The organism is Mycoplasma sp. CB776 (assembly GCF_054343395.1).
The window spans coordinates 1-1,720 of the sequence record NZ_JBTGVD010000042.1 but is presented as its reverse complement, the minus strand read 5'-3'; the positions used below and the strand labels follow the sequence as shown (position 1 = coordinate 1,720).

At 26.7% G+C, this 1,720-nt stretch carries 2 protein-coding genes; both read right to left on the bottom strand.

Annotated elements, in window-relative coordinates; genetic code table 4:
- Positions 1–1,422: ATP-binding protein (locus ACXX86_RS04060; protein WP_458561196.1), on the bottom strand; the 1,422-nt coding region annotated here is incomplete at its 3' end.
- A gap of 116 nt (positions 1,423–1,538) precedes the next feature.
- A partial coding sequence (locus ACXX86_RS04055; protein WP_458561195.1) for a hypothetical protein occupies positions 1,539–1,720 on the bottom strand: 182 nt, incomplete at its 5' end.

Below are 1,720 nucleotides of genomic sequence, written 5' to 3'. Positions count from 1 at the left end.
TTTAGATTTAAATTCTTCTTGTTGTTTTGCAAAATTTAAAACAATAAGTTCCTGAATTTTATCGCCACTCTGACCATTTATCGCCACTTTATCATTATTTTTATCGCCACTCTGATCATTTATCGCCACTTTATCATTACTTTTATCGCCACTATACCCGTTTATCGCCACTTTATCATCATTTTTATCGCCACTTTGCTCATTTATCGCCACTTTATCATTACTTTTATCGCCACTATACCCGTTTATCGCCACTTTATTTTGTGTATTATAGTTTAAATTTTTTAACACAATAAAGAAAGAACTAGTATTAGAAATAAATTGTGGAATTAATTTTTCGTTGTAATTTTCTTGCTTTTTGTAACTTTCTATAATTTTCTTTAGTCCGCTTCCGCGTCTTTCCATTAAATTAAGTCTGCTGAAGACATCAGCAATAATAGGGTTTCTTCTTTTTGAAGCAATTTGATAAATATTTTGTTCTTGAATTAAAGAACCATCGGACATCCCACCAGGAGAATAAATTTCTAATCTATCATCATAGATATCAATGTGAATTTCTGAACCTTTTTCTGTATAATCCCTGTGAATTAAGGCATTTACAATACTTTCTCTTATAGCGATTTCTGGATAATCTGGATATTCAATTCTACTTACATCAGTTTTCTTTCACATTTTTTTATAATTAGAATTAATGAATTCTTCAGCACTTTGCAGTAAATACAAGATTGAACCTTGAAATTCTTTATCATCTAAGGCTTCAAGGCGACTATTTGCTTTATCTAAACCATTTCATCTAGTTGCAAAAACTCTTGATTGATAGACAAAATAATCATCTGCAAGCAAGGCACCAGCAAATGTTAAATTGCCCTTTTCGTTTATTAATGAAAAAGATAATAAATCACTATCATTTAAATTTTGTCCTGTTTTTTGAAAATAAACAGCTTTTAGTTTGCTAAAAGAAGCATTTTCGCTTTTTATATTACTATCAATACTATCAAAAGTTTTATTGCTTCCTTTTAAAACGAGATTTTTCATTTGGACATAATTTGCAGAAACACTTTGATTTCCAATTCTTACAAATATTTTTCTATTTCCGTTATCTATTATGTAGTAAGGAGTTTCGTTTCCTGGGGAAATTGTCAATATTATAAAATCTTTATTTTCATATTTTTCTATAGTTAATTCTATATCAGGAATCGGATCTAATTTGGTTTTGATTATTTCACTAATTTTCTCAGAATCTTTTTTAGCATTAACTAAACCTACAAATCGATCATTATCATCAATACCAAAAATGATTTTTCCGCCTTTTGTGTTAGCAAAAGCAACAACCGTTTTTAATCAATTAGTAACTTTATTTTCTTCTAGCATTACTTTCTTTTCACAAAAACTTGTTTCACCAATATATTTTTTCAAATCCATTTTTATTTCCTTTTTATTAAATATGTATATTAAAATTATACAATTTTTGTTTTAATAAAGTGGAATAATTTAAGATTTTATAATAAGAATTATTTTGCGTTTATATTTATTCAATTTTATATTGTTTTTCTTAAATAATTCCATAGAAAAGCATATTTTAAATAACTAAAATTATTTAAATTTTTGGTTTCTTTTTTCTTATTTATAGGACCAAGATCTCCGTTAATTTCTTTATATCTTTTTGCTATATCGATTAATTCTTCTCTTGTAAAATCATCTCACGTAATTTGTCTAGGTT